The 5,534-nt window shown below is 62.1% G+C and carries 4 protein-coding genes; 3 read left to right on the forward strand and 1 reads right to left on the reverse strand.

All coding sequences use genetic code 11. The features are described from left to right. Positions 1-197 precede the first annotated feature (197 nt). Together VGY55_08515 and VGY55_08520 are read left to right on the forward strand one after the other, a co-directional pair. A complete protein-coding gene (locus tag VGY55_08515) occupies positions 198-1,112 on the forward strand; it encodes a phosphotransferase (GenBank protein ID HEV2970019.1) in 915 nt (304 codons plus the stop codon). A gap of 131 nt (positions 1,113-1,243) precedes the next feature. Beyond that, positions 1,244-4,267, forward strand: a complete 3,024-nt coding sequence (locus VGY55_08520; protein HEV2970020.1) for a hypothetical protein — start codon at positions 1,244-1,246, stop codon at positions 4,265-4,267. Positions 4,268-4,321: 54 nt separating this feature from the next. On the opposite strand, the gene VGY55_08525 is transcribed toward VGY55_08520, so the two are convergent. Next, the gene (locus VGY55_08525; protein ID HEV2970021.1) at positions 4,322-4,732 is read right to left on the reverse strand and encodes a hypothetical protein; all 411 of its coding nucleotides are present in this window, start codon (positions 4,730-4,732) and stop codon (positions 4,322-4,324) included. A 291-nt stretch (positions 4,733-5,023) separates the two neighbouring features. Here VGY55_08525 and VGY55_08530 point away from each other — a divergent pair. Beyond that, a partial coding sequence (locus VGY55_08530; GenBank protein HEV2970022.1) for a carbonic anhydrase occupies positions 5,024-5,534 on the forward strand: 511 nt, incomplete at its 3' end.

Genomic DNA, 5,534 nt, shown 5'->3' on the forward strand with positions numbered 1-5,534 from the left:
GATCGCGTAGCCGTGGTGCGGGCCGGCCAGCAGCGTCCGCAAAATGAGCAGATCGAGACTTCCCTGAAGCAGAGCGTTCTTTGGACGGTTTGCAGACACAACTCGCTCCCCTAGAATGACAAGGGCGAGGTTATCATTCTCCCCTAGAATGTCAAGGGGACAGCTTGCGATTTCTCAGGTTATTGCCCGGATTAAACGTGTCGCAACCCTGGTCACCAGAGGTAACCGTCTCTCCGGAGCTGGCCCGATTGCTGATCGTCGGTCAGTTTCCGCAGCTCGCACCAATCGCGATCGAGTCCATGGGATTCGGCTGGGACAACACGGCGTATCTTGCGAATGGACGTTACGTCTTTCGCTTTCCACGGAGGCAACTTGGGGCCGATTGCCTGGAATGCGAGATCCGCGTGCTTCCCTCTCTGGCCCCGCACCTCCCCCTCCCGATCCCGAATCCAACGTTCATCGGCACGGCGACTGAACAATTTGCCTGGTTGTTCGCCGGATACCAGCGCATCGAGGGCCGCACAGCGTGCAGTGCCCCGCTCGACGAATCGCAACGAACGTCGGCAGCCCGGCCACTCGGCGAGTTTCTGGCAGCGTTGCATGCTCTTGATCCGAGAGTCGCCGGCGAATGGGGCGCGCCGCCGGACCTTCTGGGACGGCTGGAACCGACTCGCCGCATTCCGCTGGCCCACAAGCTTCTGGAGGAAGCCGCCCAGCTCAACCTGATTTCCGATCGAGCTCGCTATGAGTGGCTCATTGAAGAAACGGCGACATCAAGGCCCCCGCAAGCCACGGCGCTCGTTCACGGCGATCTTTATGTTCGGCACATTCTGGTCGATTGCGAAGCGCGGCCGAGCGGCATTATCGACTGGGGAGATGTCCATCTCGGTGACGTGGCCCTCGATCTTTCGATTGCCCACAGCTTTCTCCCGCCTTCGGCACACGAAACATTCCGGTGGGCTTACGGCCCGATCGATGATGCCACCTGGCGGCTGGCGAGATTTCGTGCTCTCTTGTATGGCCTGCAACTTGCGAAGTACGGCCATCTCGTCGCTGACGGCGACCTGCGACGCGAAGGACTGTGGATGCTGCAAAACGTAATCGAACAGTAACCTCGCGTCTTGTGGTGCAGGCGCGAAGCCTGCACCGCAAATTGGGGCTGCCCATCGGGTCCTCTATCCCCGGCTGTGCTGCACGAATAAAATGTCGCGACGGGCTGTCGAGTGCTTCCAGGGGATCAATCATGGCAATGACAGAACGCGATCACGTCGCCGCGACGGAGGACGCGAAGCGCGGCCAGGCTGCCGACCGATGCACCAGTCGACCTCGCCGGCGCCGCTTGCTGGCCGGGGGATTGCTGATCGGTCTTCTTTTGCTGGCCTTCGCGCCGCAGATCGTGGCATGGTCGGCGCTGAGGCACCACTTGCCACGCCTGAGACTTCGCGGGTTCCAAGAAGAGATTCGCGTCGGCAGCGCATCGCTGTCGTGGTGGGGACCGATCGAGCTATCGGAAATTGAGCTGGATTCCTCCGATGGCAAGCCGTGTGTGACGGTCAAGCGGGTGACGGAAGACCGGGGCGTCTGGACGCTGCTGTTTCGCCGGCAGGAGCCACTGCACGTCCGCATTGAAGAGCCCGTCGTCACACTGCTGGTGCGGCCCGGGGGAAGCAATCTCGAAGATGCCTTCGCACCCGTCAAGGCGCATCCCCGTCCCTGGCGGCCGAATCGCGAACGATCGTTCGACGTAGTCAACGGGAGGATTGAAATCACCGATGCGACAACGGGTCGAACGGCCGAATGGAGCCACGTGGGGCTACATGCGAAAAGCGAGCCGGGGCAGACTGTGCCGGCTCATCTGGAACTCACGGCGAAATCTGCCGAGGCCCCCGAGGCGAAGCCGCTGCGCCTCGTGTTCAACCAATCAGGACTCGGGCTCGAAACGCTGGCGTCTCAGAGGGCGTGGGACGCGAAGCTCGAAATGGCAGATTTGCCGATGGCGGCCTTGGGGCCACTTCTCGGCCGGTTGATACCCGATCTCGAAATTTCAGGAACCGTGACTGCCGAAGTTGATTTGCACTCGAACAGCGACGCAAGCGCGACCACGACCGGCCTCACGGGGGCTGAATGGACGCTGACGACCAGGGAATTGCAGTTTGGCTGGCCCAGCCGGATCGGCGCCGATCGTCCGATGCTGGGAGAAATACGTTTTGAGGGGAAAATCAGCGCCGACAGCGGCGAATGCCGCGTCGAGCGTCTCTCGCTCGTCACCGACGTCGGTCGGCTCACAGGAAGCGGCGCCTTTCCAATGAGTGTGGCCGATCCGGCGGAAGGACAGCGGCACGATGGCGCTCAACCGCGCGATCGAGATTTTACGTTGGAAGGTGAAATCGACCTGGTCGGGCTCGCGCAGCTCTTGCCCTCGACGCTGGCCTTGCGCGAAGGCGCCAGCCTGACGGAAGGGAAAGTCGTCGTTCACGCGGCAAGCCGATCGCGTGACGGCCGCACGGGATGGAGCGGCCGTGTCGAGACTCCGCGACTTGCGGCTCGGCTGGGAGGCGAAGAGATCGCGTGGAATGAGCCCCTCGAATTCCGGTTCAACGCGCACGCCGAAGGCGATCGCATCGAATTCGATGAGCTGGAATGCCGCTCGGAGGTCGTCCACCTCACCGGCCGGGGAAACAGCCGGAATGCACATCTTGAGGCCGGGTGCGACTTTGAACGTCTCGCGGCGCGGTTCCGGCAGTTCTTCAACGCCGATTCCTTTGAGATGCATGGAACGGCGACGGCTGCCGTCGATCTCGAGCGCCATCCCGAACGCGGGCTCATCTTCAAGACTAGGGGCGATGTCGAAAATCTCTTGCTGCGCCGGCAGGTAACGACGATGGTCGACCGCCGCCGTGGCGACATTGAGCCGATCAATGTCGAGGCGCCGGCCGAATCGCTCCCGCCGCCGGGGCTGCCGGTTGACCGCCGCGGAATGCGACTCCAACGGCGGGCCGAGCGCGAAGCGCAGCGAGACGCCCGCCGCCGCGAAAACGAAGCCCGAAAAATGGCCAAGGAGATGGTTGCCGTGCCGGTTGAGGAATGGAGAACTATCTGGTCGGAGCCGCGGCTCGAGCTCGTGAGCGACGGCCGATTCGTGCGCGAAAGCAACCTGATCGAATTGAACCGGGTGGAGGTCGCTTCCGACGGCGTCTACATCTCGGCCAGCGGAAGCATCGCTGAACTCTTCTCGCGATGCGTGGTTGATCTCGACGGCCAGGCCGAATGCGACATGGAGCGCATCGTCGAACGGCTGCGCGAAGTCGTCGGCCCGCACCTTCACATAAAAGGAAAAGAGAGCCGTCGCTTTGCCATCCACGGACCGCTGCGCGCGCCGGGAATGCCGGCCGGGACCGGGCCGCTCGTACCGTCTGAGCTCACTGCGAAGGGCGCCCTGGCCTGGAGCAGCGGCAATCTTTTCGGCCTGGCGGCGGGGCCAGAGGAAATTGAACTGGCCCTCGCCGATTGTGCGCTCACGATGCGACCGCTCGAGCTGGCCGTCAGCGGCGGCAAAGTCACGCTGGCCCCCCAGGTGCTTCTGGGCGACCGTCCCGCGATGCTCGCGGTTCCCGCGGGGCCGGTGATTGAGAATGTCGAGCTGACCGACGAAGTCTGCGATTCGTGGATGAAATACATCAATCCCATTGTTGCCGAGGCGACCCGCGCCCAGGGACGGTTTTCGCTTGATCTCGACGAAACACGCTTAGCGCTGGCCGACCCGGCCTCGGGCGAAGTGAGCGGCCGGCTGCAAATCGACAGCGGCCGGCTTCTTCCCGGTCCCCTGTTTGCCGAGATCAGCGAGCTGATCGGCAGGATCGCTTCCGCGATTAGCCGCAACCCGCCGCGCGATTTGCTTGGGATCGACCGGCCGCTGGTTGAAATGGATCGACAAACGGTCGATTTCAAGTTGCAGGGCCGGCGGGTCTATCACAGCCCGGTCGAGTTCAAAGTCAGAAGCCTGCTCGTCCGCACGCACGGCTCGGTGGGAATCGATCAGACGCTTGATGTCATTGCCGAAATTGCATTTTCCGACGAATTCGTCAGCCGAGCGAAGATTCTGGCGCCGCTTGCGGGCCGCACGCTCGAGATACCGATCCAGGGGACGCTCCGCAAACCGGTCATCGACCGCGGCGCAATCGGCCAGTTGCTTAAGAAACTCGTCCCGAGTGCCGTCGAGGGACTCATCAACAACGGGATTCAGAAGATCATCGAACGCCGACAGTAGGTGTTCACACGTAGCGGAACTCGTGAGAGTTCCGTCGTAGCGTGGATGAGCGCGCTAACGCGGCTTCCTGATGAACTTCAGCGTCTCTTCGCGAATGGCCGAGCTGGCGATCGATTCGGCGATTTCGAGGGCCGCCTCCTTTTTGCCTCCGCGACAGAGCCGGCCGGCGACCATAAGGGCCGCCTCGTCCCGGACTTCCCAGTCACCGATCGCATTCAGGGCCTGCTTGGCCCAATGCACCTCGCCGACGTTGGCGGCATCGAGGGCAATCGCCGAGAGCGCGTCCTGTTGCTCGTGCACGACCGGGATTTCGAGGGCGGTCGACAACTGGCTTTCGTAACTTGCCGCCCGTTTATTGACAGGTGCGAACGGCTCGAAATCGCTCTTGCTGCACCCCGCGAGGCTCAGCAGCACGACGCCAACCGTCGCCCCGATGCTACGTCGCCGCATGATGATCTTTCTCACCGTAACTTGCTCCTCACAATGGATACGAGTTCTTTACTATGTGGCCATTGCGAATCAAGCGGTGCAGGGGATCGGCGGGAATGAGGCTGCGGATCGGGCGTCGAGGGAAACGGATCTGCACAAGATGCCTGATTTGTCGGTCAGGAGAGATTTGCCTCGGAATGACGAGATCGCACATTCAGCGTCATATTCTCGTTCCCAGGCTCCGCCTGGGAACGAGGATATCCACGGCAATTCGCAAAATCGAGAATTTCATAGACAAAATTGTTTGCCCGACGGTATGCTTACAGCATGAGAACCATCGACTACATCTACCGTTTCGACCCCAAGAATCCCAGCGTCAAACCCCCTCCCGCCGATCCGGAAGACGCACGCCGCAGCCTCGAGTCGGGAAATCGACTTTTTTCCGAATGGATGCGAAGCTGCCGGACCAGCACTTTTTCCACCGGCGAGCCGCGGTACGTGGTGCAGTGCAACGGCCTGGAAGTCGGCATGGTGCGGGCTTACGGCGAAATGCCGAAGCAGGCCCCGTTCGCCGTCGTGGTCGGCTGTTCCGATGCGCGGGTCCCGCCCGAGATGCTGTTCGGCCAGGGATTCAACGACCTGTTCGTGATCCGCGTGGCCGGCAACGTGCTGGCGGACGAATGCTGGGGGAGTATCGACTACGCCCTCAACATCCTGGCCGACAGCATCAAGCTGGTGGTCGTGCTCGGACATTCGGGATGCGGGGCGGTGACCGCAGCGGTGGATGCATATCTGAACCCGCTGCGGTATTCTTCGGCGCGGACGACGTATATGCTGC

Source organism: Pirellulales bacterium, from assembly GCA_035939775.1.
GTDB lineage: Bacteria > Planctomycetota > Planctomycetia > Pirellulales > DATAWG01 > DASZFO01.